This is a genomic window from Pseudescherichia sp. (genome assembly GCF_031998825.1).
Taxonomy (GTDB): domain Bacteria; phylum Pseudomonadota; class Gammaproteobacteria; order Enterobacterales; family Enterobacteriaceae; genus Pseudescherichia.
In genome coordinates, this window is record NZ_DAMACX010000004.1 from 39,849 (window position 1) to 63,802 (window position 23,954).

Here is a 23,954-nt window from a genome sequence, read left to right on the forward strand (position 1 = left end):
CCATGACGGATAATCCGAACAAAAGATCGTTCTGGGATAAAATCCACATCGATCCGGCGCTGCTGCTGATCATTCTGGCGCTGCTGTTCTACAGTGCCATCGTCATCTGGAGCGCCAGCGGTCAGGATGTCGGCATGACCGAGCGCAAAATCGGCCAGATCGCTATGGGCCTGGTAGTGATGGTGGTGATGGCGCAGATCCCGCCGCGCGTCTATGAAGGATGGGCACCCTATCTCTACATCTTTTGCGTGATCCTGCTGGTGGCGGTTGACGCCTTTGGCGCGATCTCGAAAGGGGCACAGCGCTGGCTCGATTTAGGCATCGTGCGTTTCCAGCCCTCGGAGATTGCGAAAATCGCCGTACCGCTGATGGTGGCGCGCTTTATCAACCGCGACGTCTGTCCGCCGTCGCTGAAAAATACCGGTATCGCGCTGGTGCTGATCTTCATGCCTACGCTGCTGGTGGCCGCCCAGCCGGACCTCGGCACCTCGATTCTTATCGCCCTTTCCGGTCTGTTTGTCCTCTTCCTGTCGGGCCTCAGCTGGCGGCTGATCGGTATTGCCGCCCTGCTGCTGGCGGCGTTTATCCCGATCCTCTGGTTCTTCCTGATGCACGACTATCAGCGTCAGCGCGTCATGATGCTGCTCGATCCAGAAACCGATCCGCTGGGAGCAGGCTATCATATTATTCAGTCTAAAATTGCCATTGGCTCCGGCGGCCTGCGCGGCAAGGGTTGGTTGCACGGGACCCAGTCGCAGCTCGAGTTTCTGCCCGAGCGCCACACCGACTTTATCTTTGCCGTACTCGGCGAAGAGCTGGGTCTGGTGGGGATCCTGATCCTGCTGGCGCTCTACCTGCTGCTGATTATGCGCGGCCTGTGGATCGCCGCCCATGCGCAGACCACCTTTGGCCGCGTAATGGCCGGTGGCTTAATGCTGATTTTATTCGTTTATGTGTTTGTAAATATCGGTATGGTGAGCGGTATTTTACCGGTGGTGGGCGTGCCCTTACCGCTGGTAAGCTACGGTGGCTCAGCCCTGATTGTACTCATGGCCGGGTTTGGTATCGTAATGTCGATCCATACCCACAGAAAAATGTTGTCGAAAAGCGTATAAGAGGTTCGCAATGCGGAAGCTTTGCCTTGCAGTTTGCGTAGCAGCAGGATTATTGACAGCGTGTTCAAGTACCGAGGAGAGCCAGCAGCCTACTGCCGCTGCGCCGCAGCCTGCGGTCTGTAACGGCCCGACGGTAGAGATCGGCGGGGCTGAACCTCGCTACGAGCCGCTGAACCCGTCGGTTAACCAGGACTACGAGCGCGATGGCAAGTCCTACAAGATTGTGCAGGACACCTCGCGCTTTACCCAGGCCGGTCTTGCCGCCATCTATGATGCGGAGCCGGGCAGCAACCTGACCGCCTCCGGCGAAGCTTTCGACCCGATGCAGCTGACCGCGGCACACCCGACCCTGCCGATCCCCAGCTATGCACGTATTACCAACCTGTCTAACGGCCGGATGGTGGTGGTGCGGATCAACGATCGCGGCCCCTACGGTAACGACCGGGCGATCTCCCTCTCCCGCGCCGCTGCCGACAGGCTAAACAACTCTAACAACACCAAAGTGCGTATCGATCCAATTATTGTCTCGCAGGATGGTTCATTCTCAGGCCCCGGTACGGTCTGTACCACGATCGCCCAACAGACCTACGCCCTACCCGATCGCCCGGATCTGAGCGGCGGCATGGGCAGCGCCTCTTCTGCGCCGCAGCCTGCCCAGCCAGCGGGCGATGTTCGTCCTATCAGTAACGATACGCTGCAAAGCGACGGCGCAACCGGTGCACCGGTTGGCGGCAGCGGCTTCCTCGGCGCACCGACCACGCTGGCTTCCGGCGTGCTGGAGGGCAACGAGCCACCAGCGCAGCCGCAGACCCAGCCAGCTGCGGCCACCGCCGGTGGCTACGTTGTGCAGGTTGGCGCGGTGAGCGATAAAGCGCGTGCCGAGCAGTATCAGCAGCGTCTGGTCCAGCAGTTCGATGTGCCGGGCCGGGTGACGCAGAACGGTGCCGTCTGGCGTATTCAGCTTGGCCCGTTCAGCAGCAAAGCCGACGCCAGCGCGCTCCAGCAGCGTCTGCAGAGCGAAGCGCAGCTGCAATCGTTTATTACCAGCGCACAGTAAGCGCTTCAGAGGGCGTCTGGCTTTGTCAGTTTGTGTCAATTTCAGTCACAAAGTCATGCTGAAAGTCAGATGCCTGCCTGTATAGCTTTTGCTATAGTAAGGCACTTTTTTTAATTTCATCACGGATGTCGTTGTTCTGACCATGAAGACCACTTTTTCCGTTCGTCTCGTGAAGCGCCTGGCGCTCACCACCGCGCTGGCCGCCGCCACGCTCTCCGCTGCCCATGCTGATGATCTGAACATCAAAACCATGATCCCGGGCGTTCCGCAAATTGACGCAGAGTCGTATATCCTGATCGACTACAACTCTGGCAAAGTGCTGGCGGAACAGAACGCCGACGCACGTCGCGATCCGGCCAGCCTGACCAAAATGATGACCAGCTACGTCATCGGTCAGGCGATGAAAGCGGGCAAATTCAAAGAGACGGATCTGGTCACTATCGGCAACGATGCCTGGGCGACGGGCAACCCGGTCTTTAAAGGCTCCTCGCTGATGTTCCTGAAGCCTGGCATGCAGGTGCCGGTCTCCCAGCTGATCCGGGGTATCAACCTGCAATCCGGTAACGATGCCTGCGTGGCCATGGCCGACTACGTCGCCGGTAGTCAGGACGCCTTCGTAGGCCTGATGAACAGCTACGTCAACGCGCTGGGACTGAAAAACTCCCACTTCCAGACGGTACACGGTCTTGATGCTGATGGTCAGTTCAGCTCCGCCCGCGACATGGCGATGATCGGTCAGGCGCTGATCCGCGACGTGCCAAACGAGTACACCATCTACAAAGAGAAAGAGTTCACCTTCAACGGTATTCGCCAGACCAACCGTAACGGCCTGCTGTGGGATAACAGCCTGAACGTTGACGGTATCAAAACCGGTCACACGGACAAGGCGGGTTACAACCTGGTGGCCTCGGCAACCGAAGGCCAGATGCGCCTGATCTCCGCCGTGATGGGCGGACGCACCTTTAAGGGCCGTGAAGCCGAAAGTAAAAAGCTGCTGACCTGGGGCTTCCGTTTCTTTGAAACCGTTAACCCAATCAAAGCAGGCAAAGAGTTTGCCTCTGAGCCAGCCTGGTTTGGCGACAGCGATCGCGCCTCGCTGGGGGTGGATAAAGACGTCTACCTGACCATTCCCCGTGGCCGCATGAAGGATCTGAAAGCCAGCTACGTGCTGAGCAACAGCGAGCTGCATGCCCCACTGGCGAAAAACCAGGTGGTGGGCACCATCAACTTCCAGCTTGATGGCAAAACCATTGAGCAGCGTCCGCTGGTGGTCCTGCAGGAGATCCCAGAGGGGAATTTCTTCGGCAAAATCATCGACTATATCAAGCTGATGTTCCACCACTGGTTTGGTTAAAAAATACGCACTTGAAAGTGTGATTTCCATCCCCATATACTATGCATCGTTTAATATGCATCGTTGACACTCCCGCCCTCTGGCGGGAGTTGTTCTTTTATTACCCCGGAGCTGACATGAAAACCAAACTTAACGAACTGCTTGAATTCCCGACCCCCTTCACCTACAAAGTGATGGGTCTGGCGAAACCTGAGCTGGTTGATCAGGTGGTGGAAGTGGTACAGCGCCATGCGCCAGGTGATTACTCTCCGCAGGTAAAACCGAGCAGCAAAGGCAACTACCACTCGGTCTCTATCACCATTACCGCTACGCACATTGAGCAGGTTGAAACGCTGTACGAAGAGCTTGGCAATATCGAAATCGTTCGTATGGTTCTGTAATCGTCCAGCGCCGATCCGCTGACGCGTTGCCCGGCGCTGGCCGGGTAACACCCTCCCTGTGATATACTCCCCCTACCTTTTGTTCTCCCCCGGAGATGCTGTTTTGCTTCAGGATACGATCCTTATCCGCCATCTGGGCTTACAACCATACGCGCCTGTTTCCGAGGCGATGCACGCCTTTACCGATAACCGTGACGCCTCCACCCCCGATGAGGTATGGCTGGTCGAGCACGAGCCGGTATTTACCCAGGGACAGGCCGGTAAAGCGGAGCATCTGCTGATGCCCGGTGATATTCCCGTTATTCAGAGCGATCGCGGTGGCCAGGTGACCTATCACGGTCCGGGCCAGCAGGTGATGTATGTGCTGCTCGATTTGAAACGTCGCAAGCTGGGCGTGCGCGAGCTGGTCACCGTGCTTGAGCAGACCGTGGTTAACACGCTGGCCGAGCTGGATATTGATGCCCACCCGCGTGCGGATGCGCCGGGGGTGTATGTCGGCGAGAAAAAGATCTGCTCGCTGGGCCTGCGGATCCGTAAAGGCTGTTCGTTTCACGGGCTGGCGCTCAATATTGCCATGGATCTTGCACCGTTCCGTCGAATTAACCCCTGCGGCTATGCGGGAATGGAGATGGCGCAGGTTAAAGAGTGGATCGAAACCGCCACGCCCGCTACGCTCGCCCCACGACTTATCGCAAACTTACTTAATCTGCTAAATAATCCAGCGCATCAATATATTAGCGAATAATATATCCTATATCCGCCGGTAATTATTTTGTCGGCGGTTTAAAAATCTCATTGACCCTCTGTATAAAAAGACCGATCCTGTCATTTCATCCCCCTGTTACTAAAGGGGAATTTAGGTAACGCCGAACAGAATGTAGCGGTAGTCAACCTTTTAGCAGGTGATAAAAGCACCTGCCTTATTATTAACTTGTTGAAATACAACGGAATGCGCGTATCCACTGAGTATGTGGGTACATTAATGACACAAGAATATAATTTCAACTATCATTCATAATGTGAATGAATATGGAGTTTGAGCGTGGATGATAACGGTCTGTCGGACAAACGAATAGCCGAGCGTCGCGAAGAGGATAGGCCCCAAATCTTCCGTACGCTGCGCAATATTGATCTCAACCTGTTGACGATCTTTGAGGCCGTGTATGTTCACAAAGGCATCGTTAACGCGGCGAAGGTGCTTAACCTGACCCCTTCAGCGATTAGCCAGTCTATTCAAAAATTGCGTGCCATCTTTCCCGATCCTTTGTTTATCCGGAAAGGCCAGGGCGTGACCCCCACGGCGTATGCCACGCATCTGCACGAGTATGTTAGCCTTGGGCTGGAGTCCATTCTGGGCGCGCTGGATCTTACCGGCAGCTATGATAAACAGCGTACTATCACCATCGGTACACCGCCTTCATTAGGCACCCTCCTGATCCCACCTATTTATAAAGCAATTAAAGAGGCCCATCCACACCTGCTGATCCGTAACATCCCCATCCTCGATGCTGAGAATCAGCTAGGCCAGTTCCAGACGGATCTGATCATCGATACGCATGTGCAGGGCACCCGCACCCTTAACCACCATACTCTCTATACCGACCAGCTGATCCTGATCTGCCGAAAGGATCACCCCTGCCTGCAGCAGCCGCTGACCGAAGCGACGCTGAGCCAGTATGAACATACTCTACTGATGCTGGAGGGACAGAGTATGGGTACGATGCGGCAGAAGGTACGGGAGCTGTTCCCGGAGCAGCCAGTAAGCTTTAGCAGCTACAATATGTTCACAATTGCGGCACTCATCAGTCACAGCGATATGCTGGGCCTGATGCCGTCACGCTTGTTCACCTTCTTTAACTCTTGTTGGCCTCTGACGGAAATCGATTTCCCTCCGCTGCACAATGCATCCGTGGAGGTTTCGCTCTATTACAACAAGTTAAGCTTACGGGATCCGGTGCTGGAGAACGTCATCAGCGTGATTCGAAATGCCTTTGAGGGGAAATAGCCGCCTGGCCTGATGCCCGACGCTCTCTGGACATAGGGCACAAAACAACAACTATTTTACAATTTGCCGGGCTGGCAGGCTGCTTTATCGCCTCTATAGATGATATACTGCCGCCCAGCTAATTCAAAAATAGTTGAGAAATACAACATTCCCTTGAATTGAAATGCTCCCTTCGTTATTCGCAACTGGAACACGCACGCTATGAGTAAACCCATTGTGATGGAACGCGGTGTTAAATACCGCGATGCCGATAAAATGGCCCTTATCCCGGTTAAAAACGTGGTAACAGAGCGCGAAGCCCTGTTAAGAAAACCGGAGTGGATGAAGATCAAACTGCCGGCAGACTCCTCCCGCATCCAGGGTATTAAAGCGGCCATGCGCAAAAACGGCCTCCATTCCGTCTGTGAAGAGGCGTCCTGCCCTAACCTGGCGGAGTGTTTCAATCACGGTACGGCGACCTTCATGATCCTGGGCGCAATCTGTACCCGCCGCTGCCCATTCTGCGACGTTGCCCATGGCCGTCCGGTTGCCCCTGATGCCAACGAGCCGCTGAAGCTGGCGCAAACTATTGCCGACATGGCCCTGCGCTATGTGGTTATCACCTCCGTTGACCGCGACGATCTGCGCGACGGCGGCGCTCAGCACTTTGCCGACTGCATCAGCGCCATCCGCGAGAAGAGCCCGAGCATCCGCATTGAGACCCTGGTTCCTGACTTCCGTGGCCGTATGGATCGTGCGCTGGATATCCTCTCCGCCACGCCGCCGGACGTCTTTAACCACAACCTGGAGAACGTGCCGCGTATCTACCGCAAAGTACGTCCAGGTGCGGACTACAACTGGTCCCTGAAGCTGCTGGAGCGCTTTAAAGAGGCCCACCCGGATATCCCGACTAAGTCAGGCCTGATGGTTGGCCTGGGCGAGACCAACGAAGAGATCGTGGACGTGATGCGCGACCTGCGTCGCCACGGCGTGACCATGCTGACCCTCGGCCAGTATCTGCAGCCAAGCCGTCACCACCTGCCGGTACAGCGCTACGTTAGCCCGGAAGAGTTTGACGAGATGAAAGCCGAAGCGCTGGCAATGGGCTTTACCCACGCGGCCTGTGGCCCGTTTGTTCGCTCCTCTTATCATGCCGATCTGCAGGCAAAAGGGATCGAAGTTAAGTAGTTCTGCAATAACTACTTACACTATCGCAATAAAAAAACCGGCCTGAGCGCCGGTTTTTTTTATCGCAAGCCATTCGGCATTGCCATTACTCTTTGTGAGAGAGCTTCTCTGCCGGGATGTCACCGTCAACGCTCTTTTTCGCGCTGGTGTCATCGTCGTTCATCGCTTTCTTAAAGCCTTTAATGGCTGCGCCGAGGTCACCGCCGAGGGTACGCAATTTCTTCGTCCCAAACAGCAAAACAACCAGTGCGGCAACTACCAGCAGCTTAGTAATACTAATCTCACCCATAAATACCTTCTTTACTGAAAACAGGCTGCGTAATGCGCCGTTGAAACCTGACTCTATTAACGGATATTCGGCGCGCGCACACAATAGCAATCTGTAACAAGGTGAATCAAGCGTTGTTTAAAAAAACATCACAACAGCTGCGGGGGTGCAAAGCGGCGATGACGCAGCACCGGCAGCTTCTCCCGCGTCTCCTGCACCCGTGCAGCGCTCACTTCAGCGCAGATCAGCTGCGGCTCCTGCGCCGCGGCCGCTATGGTCACCCCCAGCGGATCGACAACGCGACTCTGACCAATATTTTTATTGCCGCACTCGCCGGCGGCCACCAGGTAGCAGGTGGTATCCAGCGCCCGCGCCGCCAGCAGCGTCGCCCAGTGCTGCTCCTTCAGCGGCCCGCGCACCCAGGCGGCAGGCAGCACCAGCAGCTCCGCACCCTGCAGGGCCAGGCTCAGCGCCAGCTCGGGAAAGCGCAGATCGTAGCAGGTCATCAGCCCAACCTTCATGCCCGCGACCTCAATCAGCGGTGGAATGGCGCTGCCCGCATCCACCCGGCTCGACTCGAGGATGCTGAAAGCGTCGTAGAGATGTAGCTTGGCGTAGCGGGCAACGATCTCTCCTGCCCGTAGCACAACCAGGGTATTCGCCGCCCTGCCCTGGGTAGAGGGCACGTGTATGGTCAATACCGTAGTCATGGCGTTTTTCCGGCTCTCCGCCAGCAGCAGGGTCAGAAAGCCGCCGTCCAGCGGCTGCGCCGAGGCTACCGAGAGACCCGGATCGCTGTCGCTGCGAGCCAGCAGCGCCTCAGGCAGCACCAGCAGCGCGGCCCCCCGCTTTGCCGCCTGCGCCATCAGCGCGACGCAGGTCCGGGCATTGCTCTCCCACTCCGCCGTCACCACAAACTGTCCCGCTGCCACAATCATCTTCTCACCTCTCTGCCCGTTGCGTTAAACTTAGCGACCTGACACATCAAATAGCAGGAATCGGTAGTGATACAACTGTTTTTTGCGGTTTTTATCGGCGGCGGGACCGGCAGCGTGCTGCGCTGGTTTCTCGGTATGAAGCTTAACCCGTTACACAACGCGATCCCTCTCGGTACCCTGACGGCAAACCTGGCGGGGGCATTTATTATTGGGATGGGGCTGGCGTGGTTTAACCGCATGACCCACATCGATCCGCTGTGGAAACTGCTCATTACCACCGGCTTCTGCGGCGGCCTGACCACCTTCTCGACCTTTTCCGCTGAGGTGGTATTTCTGCTGCAGGATGGCCGTGCGGGCTGGGCGCTGCTGAACGTGGCGGTGAACCTGCTTGGCTCTTTTGCGATGACGGCGCTGGCCTTCTGGATCGTCTCTGCTACGCACGCACAGTAGCGCCATCAGGCGTTATGCAGGAATTCAGACGAAAAAAAACCCGCTTTCCAGCGAGTTTTAGAGTTCTGTCTTATCGCTAACTTAGATAGGCATTACGTTAGCAGCAGAAGGGCCTTTGGCACCGTTAGTGATTTCAAACTCTACGCGCTGACCTTCAGCCAGAGTTTTGAAACCATTGCTCTGGATTGCAGAGAAGTGTACGAACACGTCTTTGCTGCCATCTTCCGGAGTAATGAAACCGAATCCTTTGGACTCATTAAACCACTTAACGTTACCTTTAATCTTAGACATCAAAATTACCTTTACATGAAAAACGACACAAATGCTGTGTCGGGTATCAGTACAACAATTGTCATGACTTTTGTCCAGTCGATATTCATTAAAAAGTGATAAATGTCGCTATCTTTTTTTATCCAGCTGCAATATTTGCTGTTTTTTCAGCGGGGAAGTGCGATGGATTAAAAAATAGAGCGCCGGGATGACAAACATCGACAGCAGGGGCGCCGTGAGCATTCCGCCTATCATTGGGGCGGCAATTCGCCGCATCACTTCTGCTCCGGTGCCATCGCCCCACATGATCGGCAGTAGCCCCGCCATGATGGTGGCAACGGTCATCACCTTTGGCCGTACGCGCAGCACCGCCCCCTCATGAATCGCCTGAATTAACGAGTGATTTTCGGCGTTCCCAGCATAGACACCACGCCGGACCAGCGCCTGGTTAAGATAGAGCACCATGATCACGCCAAACTCGGCGGCCACCCCCGCGAGAGCAATAAACCCAACAGCCCCGGCCACCGACAGGTTATATCCCAATAGCCAGAGCAGCCAGACGCCGCCAATCAGCGCAAACGGCAACGTGCCCATAATCAGCAGCGCATCGGTTATCCGCTTGAAGGTCAGATAGAGCAGCACGAAAATAATCGCCAGCGTCACCGGCAGGACCATTTTTAACGTCGCCGTTGCCCGCTCAAGGTACTCAAACTGCCCGGCCCAGGAGAGCGTTACCCCCTTGGGCAGCGAGACCTGCTCCGCTACCCGCTGCTGCATATCGGCTACCGCGGATTTCAGATCGCGCCCGCGCAGATCGACGTAAATCCAGTTCGACAGGCGCGCGTTTTCACTTTTCAACATCGGCGGCCCCTCGCTGACTACGATCTCCGCCAGCTCGCCCAACGCCACCTGGCTGCCGTTTTCGGTTACAACCGGCAGCATACGCAGCTTGCTAACGCTGTCGCGCAGATCGCGCGGATAGCGAATATTGATCGGGTAGCGCTCGCGCCCGGCCAGCACTTCGCCGACGTTCTCCCCGCCTACCAGCGTCGAGACCAGCGACTGTAGCGCCTTCACCGACACGCCATAGCGCGCCGCCTGCTGACGATTAATTTTGATATCGATATAGCGCCCGCCCGCCAGCCGCTCCGCCAGCGCAGAGGTCACGCCGGGCACGCTTTTCACCACCTGCTCTATCTGCTGCGCCGCCCTCTCGATATCGGCAATTGAATTACCGTTCACCTTAATCCCCACCGGACTTTTAATCCCGGTCGCCAGCATATCCAGCCGGTTGCGGATCGGCGGCACCCAGACGTTAGCGATCCCCGGCACGCTGACGGTTCTGTCCAGCTCCTCTACCAGCTTCGCCGGGGTCATGCCCGCACGCCACTGGTCGCGCGGCTTAAAGCGGATAGTGGTTTCGATCATGGTGAGCGGCGCGGGATCGGTGGCCGTCTCCGCCCTCCCTGCTTTGCCCATCACGCTCGCTACCTCCGGCACGCTTTTGATCAGCCGATCGGTCTGCTGAAGCAGCCTTGCCGCCTCACGGGCCGAGATGCCCGGCAGCGTAGAGGGCATATAGAGCAGGTCGCCCTCGTCCATCGGCGGCATAAATTCGCTGCCGAGACGGCTTAGCGGCCACAGCGTCGCCAGCAGCAGCAACAGGGCCAGCGCCAGAGTGGTTTTCGGCCACGCCAGCACCCTGTCCAGCAGCGGCGCGTAGGCTCGCGTCAGCCAGCGGTTAAGGGGATTGGCCTGCTCGTCGGGAATACGTCCGCGAATAAACAGCCCCATCAGCACCGGCACCAGCGTGATCCCCAGCCCCGCCGCTACCGCCATCGACCAGGTTTTGGTGAAGGCGAGCGGGGAGAACATCCGCCCCTCCTGCGCCTCAAGCGAGAAGACCGGAATAAACGACAGGGTGATGATCAGCAGGCTACAGAAGAGCGCCGGACCCACCTCCACCGCCGCCTGCTCGGCGATCCGCCAGTACTCTGTCCCTGCGGGCTGACGCCCTGGATGCTCGTGCCGCCACTGCTCCAGCACCTTGTGCATGTTCTCGATCATCACGATGGCGGCATCAACCATCGCGCCGATGGCGATGGCGATGCCGCCCAGCGACATGATATTGGCGTTGATCCCCTGATAGTGCATGATGATAAACGCCCCGAGGATGCCCAGCGGCAGCGAGACAATGGCTACCAGCGCCGATCGAAAATGGAACAGGAACAGGGTGCAGATCAGCGCGACAACAATAAACTCCTCCACCAGCTTATGGCTAAGGGTCTCTACCGCATGCGCAATCAGCGCCGAGCGGTCATAGACTGACACAATCTCCACCCCCGCTGGCAGGTTACGCTGGAGATCGCGCAGCTTAGCCTTCACCGCGTGCAGGGTCTCCAGCGCGTTTTTGCCGTAGCGCATCACGATAATGCCCCCGGCCACCTCGCCTTCGCCGTTATACTCCGCGACGCCGCGACGGATCTCCGGCCCGTTGCGGAGGGTGGCGACATCCCCCAGCAGCACCGGCACGCCGCCGCGGCTGTCGATAAAGATCTGGCGAAACTCAGCCAGGCTATGAAGATAGCCGGTGGTACGTACCATATACTCAGCTTCGCCCATCTCCAGCAGCGCGCCGCCGCTCTCCTGGTTCGCCGCCTGGACCGCATCAATCATCTGCTGGTGGGTGATATTCAGGGCACGCATCCGTGCCGGATCGGGAATGATTTGATACTGGCGCACCATGCCGCCGACGCTGGCCACCTCCGCCACGTTGGGCACGGTTTTCAGTTCAAACTTCAGCGTCCAGTCCTGTAAAGCCCGCAGATCGGCAAGACTGTGTTTACCGCTGCGATCGACCAGAGCATATTCGTAGATCCAACCGACGCCGGTGGCGTCCGGCCCCAGCCCGACGTTAACCCCGGCAGGCAGCTGCTCCTGGATCTGGCTCAAATACTCCAGCACCCGGGAGCGCGCCCAGTAGAGATCGGTCCCATCCTCAAACAGGATGTAGACATAGGCATCGCCGAACATCGAGAAGCCGCGCACCGTTTTCGCTCCCGGCACCGAGAGCATGGTCGTAGTGAGCGGATAGGTCACCTGATCCTCAATAATCTGCGGCGCTTTGCCCGGATAGCTGGCGCGTACGATGACCTGCACGTCAGAGAGATCGGGCAGCGCATCCAGCGGCGCGCGCTGAAGCGACCAGAGTCCCCACACCGCGATAACTGCGGCGGCAAGCAGGATCAGCAGACGGTTGCGCAGCGACGTGCGAATGACGGCGGCGATCATGGCATCACCTCCCCGCCGTGCATGGCGTGGTTATGGTCATGCTCCATCGCCGGGACGGCAACCGGCGGTGCGTCCACCGTGGACTGCGGCAGGGCGCTGCGCAGGCTGGCTTCGGAATCAATCAGGAACTGGCCGGAGGTCACTACGCTGTCACCTGCCTTTACGCCGCTGAGGATCGGCGTCCAGCCCCCGGAGGCGATCCCGGTTGTGACGTTGACCGCCCTGAAGTGGCCCTCTCCGGTTGCCAGCAGCACACGGGTCTGGGTACCGGTATCAATCACCGCCTCCTCCGGGACCGCCAGCACCGGCTGACGGGCGGCGCTCTCCGGCAGGGTTACCGTCAGGAACATGCCGGGCTTAAGCCTCTGCTGCGGGTTATCCAGTACGATGCGCGCCTTCAGGGTGCGGGTGGTGGTCTCCAGCTGCGGGAGCAGCTCGCTCACCCGGCCATGAAATGCCTCGCCGGGCAGGCTTTCGGCGGTCGCGATAATCTCGCTGCCGATGCTCAGAGTCTGCATCTCTCCTGGCGCGTAGTCCACCACCAGCCAGACCGGATCGAGGCTTGCCAGCTCAAACAGCGGCTGCGTTGCCTCTACCCGTGCCCCCTCGCGTACATCAAGCTTCACCACGTAGCCACCGCGTCCCGCGCGCAGGGTCAGGCGCGTCTGCGGTTTGCCGCTGCGCTCCAACTCGCGCACGATGGCATCGGGCATAAACTGCAGGGCCAGGCGCGCTCGGGCGGCCTGGGTCAGGGCGGCATCCCCCAGCTGGCGTACGGCCAGATACTCCTGCTGCGCTGCGGTCCACTCCGGGATCCAGAGACGGGCCAGCGGCTCGCCCGCTTTCACCCACTGCTGAGGGGCGCGTACGTAGAGGGACTCAACCATCCCCGAGGCGGGCGCAGGGACAATCTGAATACTGCGCTCGTCGGTGGTCACTGTGGCATAGGCGGAGAGCGCCGGAGCAAGGGAGCGCATCTGTGCCTGGGCGGTGGTCATGCCGAGGTTTTGCTGCTGTCGGGCGCTGACTGCAACGCCGGTCTCCTCCGGTGCGTCATCGGCGTAGCGCGGCATCAGATCCATATCCATAAACGGAGACTTACCCGGCTTATCGAAACGCTGCTCAGGCACCATGGGATCGTACCAGTAGAGCACCTTGCGTGCGGGCGGCTGCTCCACGGCGGGAGCCTGCTCGTGATGTCCGGCAAGATAGCCCGCCCCGGCGGCCAGCGTGGCGACAAGGGCTAACAAAATCACTAATTTTTTCATTGCGCCTGCTCCTCGGGGATCAGCCAGTGGATCGCGGCCCACGTCCGGGCCATCTCTTTTTCCGCCTCGTTGGCGGCCAGCTCGCTATTCAGCACGCTACGCCGGGCCTCCAGCAGCGCTGTGAGATCGGACTGTCCGGCGCGATACTGCGCCGTCAGCAGGGTCAAACGCTGCCTGAGCAGGGGTAATACGTCATGCAGCTGGCGCGACCAGCGGAGCTGCGCCGCACGATAGTCGGCCACCAGAGTACGCACCTGGGCGACATGCTGGCGCTCGGTCAGCGCCAGACGATCGTTGGCCTGCATGGTGCGCGCCAGATCGGCGGCGTGATTTTTATCCTGCCGGTGCGACTGAAACAGCGGCATATCGACGGTAAACATCACCCCCGCGAGGTCGTCATTGCCTTCAGAGCGGCGTCCGTAGTAGACCTCTACCTCAACGTCCGGGATTGCCGCGATGGCAGATTCAGCGGAGCGGGCCCTGGCGGTATTGGCCTCCCGCGTGGCGGCCAATACTTCCGGATGCAGGGTGACGCCCTCCTCCAGCGCACTCTCCTCTGCCGGAAGTCGCTGGTAGAGGGGCATCTTCCCAACAGCGGCAGTGATCGTCTGCCCGGTAAGTTCGTACAGGCGGGTTTGCGCGATCTGCACGTCGCGTTCGGCAAGAGTGACGTTGTCCCGCATCGCGCTTTCGGTGATGCGCAGCGCCAGCACGCTCTCCGGCGCGGCGCTGCCCGCGCCAACGCTGGCTTTTTGCACGCTCTGCTGGCGGCTGGTTTCGGCCAGCAACCGGCGGGCCGCCTCCAGGGCACGGGATGAAATCGCCAGATCCAGCCAGGCCTGGGCGGTATCCCGCTGCAGAGCGGCGCGGATCGCCTGGCCCTTCGCGTTGACGCTTTGCGACTCTGCCTGCAGGGTTTGCGCTTTCCGCTCGCGCTTATCCGCGCTGACGTACTGCTGCATAACGCCGACGCGCTGCATGGTCATCCCCTCTCGGGTAAAGCGGCGATCGTTACTGCCCTGCACCGGCAGGTTTTCAAGACCAAACTTCAGCTTTGGATCGGGCAGCTCGCGGGCCGATTCCGCCATGGCGTTAAGCGCCTGCGCCTCGTTACGGCTGGCGGAGAGTTCAGCGGAGTAGCGCTGAGCGGCAGCAAGGGTTTGCGTGAGGGTATACGGCTCCGCCTGCGCGACGGAGACGAACAGCATAAACAGCACGCCAGAGAGCGTACTGCATGTAAAAGAGAACATAGTAGAACCTCTGTTAATCGTAAATTGGGTAAATTCAACGAATTAACAGGTATCTACTCCCGGAACCGGCAAAAACGGATCGTTGCCGGCGGCCCTGCTGCGGGTGGGGTGAGCGACCATTCGGTGGGAGGCGTATCAGCACAGGCGGGCAGATTGATGGCAAGGGTGATCTCCACCGGCAAGGCCGCCAGCGATCCGTGCCCGGACTCCTTCTGCATCGCATCCGGCACGCAGTGCTTATCGCACAGCGGTGCCTGGAGCGCCTGGGCCGCTGGGACCTCCGGCATCTGCATATGATCTACATGCTGGAGCATGGCGCTTTCACCCTGCATATCCAGCGTGCAGTCGTGGGAAGCAATCGCCACCTGGCTCTGGAACAGCAGCCAGCCGAACGCGATCAACAGCATCAGAAGATGCCGTTTGAGAAAGCGTAGCCGCCGAAGCCAGGGTGCGTGCATAAAGACCACATAAAGAGGGTGAGTTTGCCGAGTATACGCAGCGATTAATTAATACTTAAAGACTTTTTTAAGCGATTTCACTTAGCCATATACAGAATTTCTACCCAGGTAGCCAATTCGTCAGATAATCCGTACTACTTAGCTATTTATTGATTTCAGTCAGCTACCGGTTCGCTTCTGTTGGGCACATTGCATGCCTTAATGATGAGAGGGAACCATGTTGACCTTTATTGAACTCCTGATGGGCGTGGTGGTGATTGTTGGCGTTGCGCGCTACATCATCAAAGGCTACTCGGCGACCGGCGTACTCTTTGTCGGCGGCCTGGTGCTGCTGATCGCCAGCGCGCTGATGGGCCATAAAATCCTGCCGTCGAGTGCCACCAGTACCGGCTACAGCGCCACCGATATTGTCGAATATATCAAGATCCTGCTGATGAGCCGCGGCGGCGATCTCGGCATGATGATCATGATGCTGTGCGGGTTTGCCGCCTATATGACCCATATCGGGGCCAACGATATGGTGGTCAAGCTGGCCTCTAAGCCGCTGCGCTATATCAATTCGCCCTATGTACTGATGATCGCCGCCTACTTTGTGGCCTGCCTGATGTCGCTGGCGGTCTCCTCGGCCACCGGGCTTGGCGTGCTGCTAATGGCAACCCTCTTTCCGGTGATGGTCAACGTCGGTATTAGCCGTGGCGCGGCGGCGGCCATCTGTGCTTCACCGGCGGCGATTATCCTCTCCCCCACCTCCGGGGACGTGGTGTTAGCGGCCAAGGCCGCAGAGATGCCGCTGATCGACTTTGCCTTCAAAACCACCCTGCCCATCTCCATCGCTGCGATTATTGCGATGGCGATTGCCCACTTCTTCTGGCAGCGCTGGCTGGACAGAAAAGAGAGCATCTCTGCGGAGATGCTGGACGTCAGCGATATCACCACCAGCGCCCCCTCGTTTTACGCCATCCTGCCCTTTACCCCCATCGTCGGCGTGCTGATCTTTGATGGCAAATGGGGACCAGAGCTGCATATCATTACTATCCTGGTGATCTGCATGCTGCTGGCGGCGGTGCTGGAGTTTATGCGTGGCTTCAATACCCAACGGGTCTTCTCTGGACTGGAGGTGGCCTATCGCGGTATGGCGGACGCCTTCGCAGGGGTAGTGATCCTGCTGGTTGCCGCGGGGGTCTTTGCCCAGGGGCTGAGCACCATCGGCTTTATCCAGAGCCTGATCTCTATCGCCACCTCCTTTGGGTCGGCAAGTATTATCCTGATGCTGGTGCTGGTGACGCTGACCATGCTGGCAGCGATGACCACCGGCTCGGGCAATGCGCCGTTCTACGCCTTTGTGGAGATGATCCCGAAGCTGGCCAGCGAGGCAGGCATCAATCCGGCCTACCTGTCGATTCCCATGCTGCAGGCCTCTAACCTCGGACGCACAATATCTCCGGTCTCCGGCGTGGTGGTTGCCGTGGCCGGGATGGCGAAGATCTCCCCCTTCGAGGTGGTAAAACGCACGTCGGTGCCGGTTCTGGTGGGGTTAATCGTGGTGATTGTTGCCACGGAAATACTGGTCCCCGGTACGGCCCTGCGTTAAGCACCACACGAAAAAGCGCCTGTCCGGCGCTTTTTTTATGCTTTAATAACTTTCTGGAACTATTTAAATATATTCATCAGGAATTGAAATGTTCAGAAAGGAGTTCGTCACTCTGCTTGCCGCAGCAACGGCCATGCTCTGGGCCGCCGCAGCGCCTGCCGCCCCGCTGAGCGCCACCCAGTACGGTGATTTCGATCGCTATGTGCTGGCGCTCTCGTGGCAGACCGGGTTCTGCCAGAGCCAGCACGATCGCCGCCAGCGCGAGCCGGACGAGTGTCGCCTGCAAAAAGAGAGCGATAACAAAGACGATTTTCTGACCGTTCACGGCCTGTGGCCCGGCCTGCCAAAATCTATCGCCGCGCACGGGGTCGACGATCGCCGCTGGATGCGCTACGGCTGCGCCACCCGGCCGATACCCAACATGCCGGAGGCCCGCGTTGGGCAGAAGTGCGCCAGCGCAGAGACCGGCCTGTCGCTGGAGAGCGCCGCAAAACTTAACAGCGTGATGCCGGGAGCCGGGGCCAACTCCTGTCTCGAGCGCTATGAGTATGCCAAGCACGGGGTCTGCTTTGGTTTCGATCCGGATGCCTACTTTGGCGTGATGGTGCGCATGGCCAGCGAGATTAAACAGAGCACGCTGGGTAAGTTTATTGCAGCTAACTACGGAGAGCGCGTCAGCCGCAGCGACTTTGACGCCGCCTTCGCCCGGACATATGGCGTCGCTAACGTGAAAGCCGTGAAGCTAACCTGCAACGGTAACCCGGCCTACCTGACGGAAGTACAGATCACCCTGAAGGCGAGCGCGATTAACCAACCGCTCTCTGCCACCTCGTTTATTGCCCAGCCGCACCCTGGCAACTGCGGCAAAGAGTTTATTCTGGATGAAGTGGGATATTAACAAGAAACAGCCTACCCTCTGGGTATTATCAGAGGACAGGCTGAGTAGAGGACGCCTTACGCTGGCGGCAGGTTGATATTACCGTTGCTCAGGGCCGTTACGCTGGCTCTCGCCGCTTCCGGACTTTGCGCGCCAGGAACCAGAATGATTTTGCGGCAGTCATCCTGGCGTTTATCGAACATCTCATAGCCGCGAGCCGCATCTTCAAGCGGCAGATAGTGGGTAACGATCTCCTCCGGCTTCAGCAGACCCTGCTCGATCAGCGGCAGCAGCTCCGGCAGCCAGGCGTGAACGTGGGTCTGGCCCATGCGGAACGAAATGCCTTTATCGAAGGCGTCACCAAACAGGAAGCCGTGGATAAAGCCTGCATAGACGCCCGGTACGCTGACGATCCCGCCCCGGCGCACGGCGGCAATGGACTGGCGCAGCACCTTCCCGCTGCTGCCCTCCAGCTTAAGGTTTGTCAGCACCGTTTCGGTGGTGCTACCTTTCGCCTCAAAGCCGACAGCATCGATCACCGCATCTACGCCGCGATTGCCCGGCGTATTTTCGATGATAATTTCGGCCGGATCGTCATGCTTATCGAAGTTGATAGGGATAACGCCATAACGCTCTTCAGCAAAGCGCAGACGGTAATCGTTGTGGTCGACCATAAAGATCTGTTCGGCTCCCAGCAGACGGGCACAGGCAGCGGTAAGCAAGCCCACCGGGCCAGCCCCATAGATCGCAATCCGCGAGCCTTGTTTGACGTCAGCGTTTTTGACTGCCTGCCAGGCCGTCGGCAGGATATCAGAGAGGAATAGCGCTTTATCATCGGAAAGCAGCTGCGGCACCTTGAAAGGGTTGACGTCGCCCTTAGGCACGCGGACATACTCTGCCTGGCCACCCGGCACGCCGCCGTAGAGGTGGCTATAGCCAAACAGCGCGGCCGGCGGTGGGATCTGTTTTTTATTCAGGGCCGCGCCTTTGCCGCCGTTGGTGGTTTCACAGGCGGCATACTGGTGCTGCTGACAGAAGAAACAGCTGCCGCAGGCAATCACGAAGGGAATCACCACCCGCTCGCCCTTCTGGATATTTTTCACGTCGCGCCCGACTTCGACCACTTCGCCCATAAACTCGTGGCCGAAGATATCACCATGCTCTGTTTTAGGAATTTTACCGTGGTACAGATGCAGGTCGGAGCCGCAGATGGCGGTCGCGGTAATGCGCAGAATAATGTCGTCCTGCTGTTCAATAATCGGATCCGGCACGCTCTCGACGCGAACGTTATGGGGACCATGATACGTCAATGCTTTCATTCATACCTCCGCTACCCCGTTAGATCGGGAGAGTGAAAATTAGGCTTGCACGGATCAAGGTTAGTCAGTCCAGACGCTAATCTGGGCGGCAGGGCGAATCGACGGCGGTTTTGGGAGTAATCTTAGCGGAAAAAAGACGTGATAAAAAAAGAGGCTACCCGAAGGTAGCCTCGCTGCTCACAGTGCAGGTGTCTTACTTGCTTATTATACTGTCGTGCGGATCAGGTGGTCGAACGCACTCAGAGAGGCTTTCGCACCTTCACCCGTGGCGATGATGATCTGTTTGTACGGCACGGTGGTGCAGTCGCCAGCCGCGAACACGCCCTTCACGCTGGTTTCGCACTTCGCATCGATGATGATCTCACCCATACGGTTACGCTCAACCGCGCCCTCCAGCCAGTTGGTGTTCGGCAGCAGACCGATCTGCACGAAGATACCTGCCAGTTCGATGTGATGCACATCGCCGCTCACGCGGGCACGATACTCAAGGCCGGTCAGTTTGGTGCCGTCGCCTTTCACTTCGGTGGTCTGGGCGTTGAGAATGATATCGACGTTTTTCAGGCTGCGTACTTTATCCTGCAGCACCTTGTCGGCTTTCATCTCTGGCGCAAACTCCAGCAGGGTAACGTGTTCAACGATACCGGCCAGGTCGATAGCTGCTTCAACGCCGGAGTTACCGCCGCCGATGACCGCGACGCGTTTACCTTTGAACAGCGGGCCGTCGCAGTGCGGACAGTAGGTTACGCCGCGGGTACGGTACTGCTCTTCGCCCGGCACGCCCATGTTGCGCCATTTTGCACCGGTAGCGATGATCACGCTGCGTGCCTTCAGCACCGCGCCAGAGGCGGTTTCAATCTGATGCAGGCCGCCCTCTTCTGCTGCCGGGGTCAGTCTGGTTGCGCTCTGGGTGTCGATAACGTCAACATCATAGTCATCAACGTGAGCCTTCAGCGCGCCGGCCAGCTTCTGGCCTTCGGTTTTCGGCACGGAGATGTAGTTTTCGATATCCACGGTGTCGAGGACCTGGCCACCGAAACGCTCGCCCATCAGGCCGGTACGAATACCTTTACGTGCAGAGTAGACCGCTGCCGCTGCACCTGCCGGGCCGGAGCCAACGATCAGCACATCGTAAGCATCACGTTTGTTCAGCTCTTCCGCCGCGCGTTTTTCCGCACCGGTATCCACTTTAGAGACGATTTCGGTCAGGGTCATACGGCCTGAACCAAACTCAACGCCGTTCAGGAATACTGCCGGAACGCCCATGACGTTGCGATCGGTGATTTCGTTCTGGAATACGCCGCCGTCAATCGCCGTATGCTTGATGCGTGGGTTGAGCACGGACATCAGGTTCAACGCCTGGACCACGTCCGGGCAGTTGTGGCAGGAGAGCGAGTAGTAGGTTTCGAACTCAAAGTCCCCTTCCAGCGCGGCGATCTGCTCAAGCATCTCTTTCGCTTCTTTAGAAGGATGACCACCGGTCCACAGCAGCGCCAGAACCAGAGAGGTAAATTCGTGGCCCAGCGGAGAGCCGGCAAAGCGCGGACCCTGGTTTGAGCCTGGGTTAGTAATCAGGAATGACGGTTTACGGACCGCCAGCTGATTGTCCTCTTTAAAGGAGACTTTATCAGACAGCTCGGCGATCTCCGCCAGCAGTTCCTTGATCTCTGCCGATTTAGCGCTGTCGTCCAGCGTAGCAATCAGCTCAACAGGTTTAGTCAGACGCTCAAGATAAGCCTTAAGCTGGGTTTTCATTGTAGTGTCGAGCATGAATTATCTCCTGCGTAAAAAACATCATCATGCAAGCTGCCTCAATAGGGCTGCCTGAATGCAACTTGAATCATGTTGTTAGGGAAAAACGGGTGCATAGCGCACCCGTAGTATGTAGGCCCGTGCAAGCGCAGCGCCGCCGGGCTTTTTCAGACTTAGATCTTACCGACGAGGTCCAGAGACGGAGCCAGGGTCGCTTCGCCCTCTTTCCATTTAGCCGGGCACACTTCGCCTGGGTGAGCAGCAACGTACTGAGCCGCTTTGATTTTACGCAGCAGGTCAGATGCGTCACGACCAATGCCTTCTGCAGTCACTTCGATCGCCTGGATGATACCCTGCGGGTCAACGATGAAGGTACCGCGGTCAGCCAGACCTTCGTCTTCACGCATGTTTTCGAAGTTACGGGTCAGCGCGCCAGTCGGGTCACCGATCATCGCATATTTGATTTTTGCGATGGTGTCAGAGCTGCTGTGCCACGCTTTGTGGGTGAAATGGGTGTCGGTAGAGACGGAGTACACGTCCACGCCCAGTTTCTGCAACTCATCGTAGTGATCGGCTACGTCGCCCAGCTCGGTCGGGCAAACGAAGGTGAAGTCAGCCGGATAGAAGAAGAAGACGCTCCAGCGGCCTTCGGTATCTTTCTCGGTCACTTCGATGAATTCACCGTTTTTGAACGCCTGGTTTTTGAAAGGTTTGATCTTGGTATTGATTAAGGACATCTATACTTCCTCCGTGGTTTCGATGAGATGTAAGGTACCGAATTTTGACGACATCGGCTAATGCGTTTGCTTTATCAAATCAATCAGCGATATCTAACAACGTAAAAGCCGTAACGGCGTCGGGGATTACATCACTCCCCCGATCAAAGGGCAATGCGCGGCTGTAAGGTGTGACCTATGGCTGTGATAGGTTGCGCCGTTATGAGTACACTTTAGGACACATCGTTTAATATCGGTCTTTTCATGGTATATTTCTTTCCGTCCTGAGATCGTTATTAATAAGCAGCAGTACGGCGAGATAAAAATGGCTAACCTCTACGATTTAAAAAAATTCGATCTTAATCTGCTGCTTATATTTGAGTGTATTTATCAGCATCAGAGCATCAGTAAAGCAGCCAAGGCGCTCTTTATTACTCCCTCCGCCGTAAGCCAATCCTTGCAGCGTCTTCGCGCCCATCTCGACGATCCGCTCTTTGTCCGCAGCGGAAAAGGCGTGACGCCGACAACGGTGGCGATCAACCTGCATATGCATCTCGAGGAGAACCTTAACCAGCTTGAGCAGACCATCAATATGATGAACAGCAACGAGCTGAGTAAAAAGTTTGTGATTTTCACTCCACAGCTGCTAATAAGTGAAGGAAGCATGGCGCTGGTCACCACCCTACGCGATCAGGCCAGCTATGCCATAGAGCATCATGATATTTTTATCACCCCGCAGTCGGCCGAAGAGCTGCTGACCTACCGCAAGGCCGATCTCATTATCTCTCTCTTTCCGATTGCTAATCCAGCCATCGTCTGCGAAAAGCTCTCCTGCGAGCCGCTGGTGCTGGTATGCAGTGCAGATCACCCGCGCCTGAATGGAAAAGTAAACGTGAGCGATGTTCTGGCCGAGGGATTTACCTTTTACAGCACGCCAGAAAAAGGGGCGCTGGCGTTACAACGAGAAATTGCAGCGCTATTGCCGCAGCGCAATATTCTTTTCAGCAGTGACTCATACATCTCTATTATTAATATTATTAACGAGTCTGCACTTATCGGGATTATGCCGCTGTCTACCTTTAACCACTATAAAAAGATAATGAGTTTAAAAATAGTGGATGTCGATATCACCCTGCCCGAATTAGATATATTTATGCTTTATAACCGGGCATCGCTAAACGGCAGCGCCTTCGCCAGCCTGATCGATACGATAAAGCTGGCGGATCGTTAGATTAGAGCTTACAGAGACGCTCCGCGGCGGCCAGCAGCGTCGCCTCCTGTTTGGCAAAGCAGAGGCGAATAAGCTTATGCGGGAAGGGATCGGCGCAAAATACCGACAGCGGAATGGCCGCTACCCCTACCTCTTTGGTGAGCCACTGGCAGAAGCTGACGTCATCCATATCGGAGATGGCGCTGTAGTCCACCAGCAGGAAGTAGGTGCCTTCACAGGGTAGGATCTCCAGCCGGCTCTGGCTCAGGGCATTCATCAGCAGATCGCGTTTTGCCTGGTAGAATGCAGGAAGCTGCTGATAGTGCTCCGGCTCTGCCCGCAGCATATCCGCCAGCGCCAGCTGGGCCGGGGTGTTAACCGCAAAGGTCAGGTACTGATGTACCTTACGCAGCTCAGCGCTGATGGCCGCCGGGGCGACGCAGTAGCCCACCTTCCAGCCGGTCATATGGTAGGTTTTACCGAAGGATGAGACAGCCACCGCCCGCTGGCGCAGCTCCGGATGAGCAAGGGCGCTGGCGTGGCCTGCCGGATCAAAGCAGATGTGCTCATAGACTTCATCGCTCAGCACATAGATTTCGCGCTCTGCAATCGCCTGCCACAGCGCAGCAAAGTCCTCGCGCTGCCATACGGTGGCCGACGGGTTATGTGGCGTGTTGAGAATAACCAGCCGGGTCTTATCGCTCAGCAGGGCGGCAAAAGCCTGCCAGTCAACGCGAAAGTGCGGTGGCTGTAACGCAATACGTTTTACTCTCCCACCCGCCAGCTCAACCGCAGGGGCGTAGCTGTCGTAGCTTGGATCGAAGCAGATCACCTCATCACCGCTGCGCACCAGCGCGGTAATGGCGGCATAGAGCGCCTCGGTGGCGCCAGCGGTCACGGTGATCTCGCTGTTCGCATCCGGCTGGTAGCCATACAGGGCAGCGGTTTTATCGGCAATGGCCTCCCGCAGCGCCTGCACGCCGGCCATCGGCGCATACTGGTTTGCCCCCTGAGCCACGTGAAACGCCAGACGCTCCTGCAGATAGCGCGGACCATCATAGTCAGGAAAACCCTGGGAGAGATTGATCGCCTGATGCGCCTGCGCCAGGGCGCTCATTTGGGTAAAGATAGTTGTACCCAGATTGGGCAGTTTACTCTGCGGGATCAGTGTGTTATTGCTCATGAATGCCTGCCTGCGTGTAATACTGATGTTGCTGCCAC

22 protein-coding genes are annotated in these 23,954 nt (G+C 57.5%); 11 read left to right on the forward strand and 11 right to left on the reverse strand.

Annotation, left to right across the window (positions count from 1 at the left end):
- Window positions 1–2: 2 nt before the first annotated feature.
- The 7 genes from mrdB to lipA all read left to right on the forward strand — a co-directional run bounded on the left by mrdB (window position 3) and on the right by lipA (window position 7,078).
- The gene (gene mrdB / locus RTP97_RS02935) at window positions 3–1,115 is read left to right on the forward strand and encodes a peptidoglycan glycosyltransferase MrdB (RefSeq protein WP_312211538.1); all 1,113 of its coding nucleotides are present in this window, start codon (window positions 3–5) and stop codon (window positions 1,113–1,115) included.
- A gap of 10 nt (window positions 1,116–1,125) precedes the next feature.
- Window positions 1,126–2,172, forward strand: coding sequence for an endolytic peptidoglycan transglycosylase RlpA (rlpA, locus tag RTP97_RS02940; RefSeq protein WP_312410711.1), 1,047 nt, complete (start codon window positions 1,126–1,128; stop codon window positions 2,170–2,172).
- Window positions 2,173–2,314: 142 nt separating this feature from the next.
- The gene (dacA, locus tag RTP97_RS02945; protein ID WP_312211534.1) at window positions 2,315–3,526 is read left to right on the forward strand and encodes a D-alanyl-D-alanine carboxypeptidase DacA; all 1,212 of its coding nucleotides are present in this window, start codon (window positions 2,315–2,317) and stop codon (window positions 3,524–3,526) included.
- Window positions 3,527–3,642: 116 nt separating this feature from the next.
- Window positions 3,643–3,906, forward strand: a complete 264-nt coding sequence (gene ybeD, locus RTP97_RS02950) for a DUF493 family protein YbeD (RefSeq protein WP_042392026.1) — start codon at window positions 3,643–3,645, stop codon at window positions 3,904–3,906.
- Between the two features lie 103 nt (window positions 3,907–4,009).
- Window positions 4,010–4,651 carry a lipoyl(octanoyl) transferase LipB gene (gene lipB, locus RTP97_RS02955; RefSeq protein WP_312410714.1) on the forward strand — a complete coding sequence of 214 codons (642 nt, stop codon included), beginning with the start codon at window positions 4,010–4,012 and terminating at the stop codon, window positions 4,649–4,651.
- Window positions 4,652–4,948: 297 nt separating this feature from the next.
- Window positions 4,949–5,911 carry a YbeF family transcriptional regulator gene (locus RTP97_RS02960; protein WP_312410716.1) on the forward strand — a complete coding sequence of 321 codons (963 nt, stop codon included), beginning with the start codon at window positions 4,949–4,951 and terminating at the stop codon, window positions 5,909–5,911.
- A gap of 201 nt (window positions 5,912–6,112) precedes the next feature.
- Complete coding sequence (gene lipA, locus RTP97_RS02965; protein WP_238083700.1) at window positions 6,113–7,078, forward strand: lipoyl synthase; 966 nt, start codon at window positions 6,113–6,115, stop codon at window positions 7,076–7,078.
- 85 nt (window positions 7,079–7,163) lie between these two features.
- On the opposite strand, the gene tatE is transcribed toward lipA, so the two are convergent.
- Together tatE and RTP97_RS02975 are read right to left on the reverse strand one after the other, a co-directional pair.
- Window positions 7,164–7,367: a twin-arginine translocase subunit TatE gene (tatE, locus tag RTP97_RS02970; RefSeq protein ID WP_103819877.1), complete on the reverse strand. Its 204-nt coding sequence runs from the start codon at window positions 7,365–7,367 to the stop codon at window positions 7,164–7,166.
- Between the two features lie 128 nt (window positions 7,368–7,495).
- Window positions 7,496–8,284, reverse strand: coding sequence for a deaminated glutathione amidase (locus RTP97_RS02975; protein ID WP_312410721.1), 789 nt, complete (start codon window positions 8,282–8,284; stop codon window positions 7,496–7,498).
- A 66-nt stretch (window positions 8,285–8,350) separates the two neighbouring features.
- On the opposite strand from RTP97_RS02975, the gene crcB reads away from it, so the two are divergent.
- Window positions 8,351–8,734, forward strand: a complete 384-nt coding sequence (gene crcB / locus RTP97_RS02980) for a fluoride efflux transporter CrcB (RefSeq protein ID WP_312410725.1) — start codon at window positions 8,351–8,353, stop codon at window positions 8,732–8,734.
- 81 nt (window positions 8,735–8,815) lie between these two features.
- Here the strand turns inward: crcB and cspE are convergent, their stop codons facing one another.
- From cspE to RTP97_RS03005, 5 genes are all read right to left on the reverse strand, one after another.
- A complete protein-coding gene (gene cspE / locus RTP97_RS02985) occupies window positions 8,816–9,025 on the reverse strand; it encodes a transcription antiterminator/RNA stability regulator CspE (RefSeq protein ID WP_004100146.1) in 210 nt (69 codons plus the stop codon).
- 108 nt (window positions 9,026–9,133) lie between these two features.
- Complete coding sequence (locus tag RTP97_RS02990) at window positions 9,134–12,295, reverse strand: efflux RND transporter permease subunit (protein ID WP_312410728.1); 3,162 nt, start codon at window positions 12,293–12,295, stop codon at window positions 9,134–9,136.
- On the reverse strand, window positions 12,292–13,563 hold the full coding sequence (locus RTP97_RS02995; RefSeq protein WP_312410731.1) for an efflux RND transporter periplasmic adaptor subunit: 1,272 nt from the start codon (window positions 13,561–13,563) through the stop codon (window positions 12,292–12,294). The genes RTP97_RS02990 and RTP97_RS02995 overlap by 4 nt, the downstream gene beginning before the upstream one ends.
- Entirely contained in the window at window positions 13,560–14,813 is a 1,254-nt protein-coding gene (locus RTP97_RS03000; RefSeq protein WP_312410734.1) for a TolC family protein, read from the reverse strand. Before RTP97_RS03000 ends, RTP97_RS02995 begins: the two co-directional genes overlap by 4 nt.
- Before the next feature lie 53 nt (window positions 14,814–14,866).
- Complete coding sequence (locus RTP97_RS03005) at window positions 14,867–15,220, reverse strand: DUF2946 domain-containing protein (RefSeq protein ID WP_312410736.1); 354 nt, start codon at window positions 15,218–15,220, stop codon at window positions 14,867–14,869.
- A gap of 268 nt (window positions 15,221–15,488) precedes the next feature.
- On the opposite strand from RTP97_RS03005, the gene dcuC reads away from it, so the two are divergent.
- Together dcuC and rna are read left to right on the forward strand one after the other, a co-directional pair.
- Window positions 15,489–16,862 carry an anaerobic C4-dicarboxylate transporter DcuC gene (dcuC, locus tag RTP97_RS03010; protein WP_312410738.1) on the forward strand — a complete coding sequence of 458 codons (1,374 nt, stop codon included), beginning with the start codon at window positions 15,489–15,491 and terminating at the stop codon, window positions 16,860–16,862.
- A gap of 88 nt (window positions 16,863–16,950) precedes the next feature.
- Window positions 16,951–17,760, forward strand: coding sequence for a ribonuclease I (rna, locus tag RTP97_RS03015; RefSeq protein WP_312410740.1), 810 nt, complete (start codon window positions 16,951–16,953; stop codon window positions 17,758–17,760).
- A gap of 56 nt (window positions 17,761–17,816) precedes the next feature.
- Here the strand turns inward: rna and RTP97_RS03020 are convergent, their stop codons facing one another.
- The 3 genes from RTP97_RS03020 to ahpC form a co-directional block, all read right to left on the reverse strand.
- Entirely contained in the window at window positions 17,817–19,058 is a 1,242-nt protein-coding gene (locus tag RTP97_RS03020; protein ID WP_312410742.1) for a zinc-dependent alcohol dehydrogenase, read from the reverse strand.
- Between the two features lie 204 nt (window positions 19,059–19,262).
- Window positions 19,263–20,825 (reverse strand): alkyl hydroperoxide reductase subunit F, encoded by a 1,563-nt coding sequence (gene ahpF, locus RTP97_RS03025; protein ID WP_312410744.1) that lies wholly within the window; start codon window positions 20,823–20,825, stop codon window positions 19,263–19,265.
- Window positions 20,826–20,980: 155 nt separating this feature from the next.
- Entirely contained in the window at window positions 20,981–21,544 is a 564-nt protein-coding gene (ahpC, locus tag RTP97_RS03030) for an alkyl hydroperoxide reductase subunit C (protein WP_103819888.1), read from the reverse strand.
- A 304-nt stretch (window positions 21,545–21,848) separates the two neighbouring features.
- Between ahpC and citR the strand changes: the two genes are divergently transcribed.
- On the forward strand, window positions 21,849–22,754 hold the full coding sequence (citR, locus tag RTP97_RS03035; RefSeq protein ID WP_312410746.1) for a DNA-binding transcriptional repressor CitR: 906 nt from the start codon (window positions 21,849–21,851) through the stop codon (window positions 22,752–22,754).
- Between the two features lies 1 nt (window position 22,755).
- Here citR and RTP97_RS03040 read toward each other — a convergent pair whose 3' ends face one another.
- Window positions 22,756–23,916, reverse strand: coding sequence for a pyridoxal phosphate-dependent aminotransferase (locus RTP97_RS03040; RefSeq protein ID WP_312410749.1), 1,161 nt, complete (start codon window positions 23,914–23,916; stop codon window positions 22,756–22,758).
- Between the last annotated feature and the right edge of the window lie 38 nt (window positions 23,917–23,954).

Coding starts and splice junctions, on each gene's coding strand:
- mrdB (WP_312211538.1), top strand. CDS start 3: ATGACGGATAATCCGAACAAAAGATCGTTCTGGGATAAAATCCACATC.
- rlpA (WP_312410711.1), top strand. CDS start 1,126: ATGCGGAAGCTTTGCCTTGCAGTTTGCGTAGCAGCAGGATTATTGACA.
- dacA (WP_312211534.1), top strand. CDS start 2,315: ATGAAGACCACTTTTTCCGTTCGTCTCGTGAAGCGCCTGGCGCTCACC.
- ybeD (WP_042392026.1), top strand. CDS start 3,643: ATGAAAACCAAACTTAACGAACTGCTTGAATTCCCGACCCCCTTCACC.
- lipA (WP_238083700.1), top strand. CDS start 6,113: ATGAGTAAACCCATTGTGATGGAACGCGGTGTTAAATACCGCGATGCC.
- tatE (WP_103819877.1), bottom strand. CDS start 7,367: ATGGGTGAGATTAGTATTACTAAGCTGCTGGTAGTTGCCGCACTGGTT.
- RTP97_RS02975 (WP_312410721.1), bottom strand. CDS start 8,284: ATGATTGTGGCAGCGGGACAGTTTGTGGTGACGGCGGAGTGGGAGAGC.
- cspE (WP_004100146.1), bottom strand. CDS start 9,025: ATGTCTAAGATTAAAGGTAACGTTAAGTGGTTTAATGAGTCCAAAGGA.
- RTP97_RS02990 (WP_312410728.1), bottom strand. CDS start 12,295: ATGATCGCCGCCGTCATTCGCACGTCGCTGCGCAACCGTCTGCTGATC.
- RTP97_RS02995 (WP_312410731.1), bottom strand. CDS start 13,563: ATGAAAAAATTAGTGATTTTGTTAGCCCTTGTCGCCACGCTGGCCGCC.
- RTP97_RS03000 (WP_312410734.1), bottom strand. CDS start 14,813: ATGTTCTCTTTTACATGCAGTACGCTCTCTGGCGTGCTGTTTATGCTG.
- RTP97_RS03005 (WP_312410736.1), bottom strand. CDS start 15,220: ATGCTGTTGATCGCGTTCGGCTGGCTGCTGTTCCAGAGCCAGGTGGCG.
- dcuC (WP_312410738.1), top strand. CDS start 15,489: ATGTTGACCTTTATTGAACTCCTGATGGGCGTGGTGGTGATTGTTGGC.
- rna (WP_312410740.1), top strand. CDS start 16,951: ATGTTCAGAAAGGAGTTCGTCACTCTGCTTGCCGCAGCAACGGCCATG.
- RTP97_RS03020 (WP_312410742.1), bottom strand. CDS start 19,058: ATGAAAGCATTGACGTATCATGGTCCCCATAACGTTCGCGTCGAGAGC.
- ahpF (WP_312410744.1), bottom strand. CDS start 20,825: ATGCTCGACACTACAATGAAAACCCAGCTTAAGGCTTATCTTGAGCGT.
- ahpC (WP_103819888.1), bottom strand. CDS start 21,544: ATGTCCTTAATCAATACCAAGATCAAACCTTTCAAAAACCAGGCGTTC.
- citR (WP_312410746.1), top strand. CDS start 21,849: ATGGCTAACCTCTACGATTTAAAAAAATTCGATCTTAATCTGCTGCTT.
- RTP97_RS03040 (WP_312410749.1), bottom strand. CDS start 23,916: ATGAGCAATAACACACTGATCCCGCAGAGTAAACTGCCCAATCTGGGT.